The sequence below is a fragment of the Ruminococcus sp. CAG:57 genome (assembly GCF_000435935.1).
In the GTDB taxonomy this organism is placed as follows: Bacteria; Bacillota; Clostridia; order Oscillospirales; family Ruminococcaceae; genus Hominimerdicola; species Hominimerdicola aceti.
On record NZ_FR890785.1, the window covers coordinates 317 to 641 of the forward strand.

Annotated in this window: 1 protein-coding gene; it reads left to right on the plus strand. The window is 38.8% G+C overall.

The window, feature by feature from the left end; translation table 11 throughout:
- Positions 1-14 precede the first annotated feature (14 nt).
- A partial coding sequence (locus QVO88_RS10345; RefSeq protein ID WP_288178010.1) for a hypothetical protein occupies positions 15-325 on the plus strand: 311 nt, incomplete at its 3' end.

Below are 325 nucleotides of genomic sequence, written 5' to 3' on the forward strand. Positions count from 1 at the left end.
ACACGATAGACAAGATGAGTTGGGAAAAGAGTCTGAAATTGCCTGTCGAAACGAACACCATAGAAAACTATCTTCTTGAAGATTTAAAACCTTCCGAAAGTCCTTTTATACTTTCAACATTTTCCGATTTGCTTGGCGAGAAATACATTAAAGAAGCATATCTCAAAAGTTGTATTCGAGAGGCAGAAGAAGCGTTAGCTGAATTGAGCGCATATGACGAAATCTCCCCTTATGGTGGGCTTGATGTTACAGTTGGAACATTTGAGTCTTATTTGAGAGAAAATCTTGATAATGCTCAGGAAATGGGCTATGCAAGTGTCGGAGA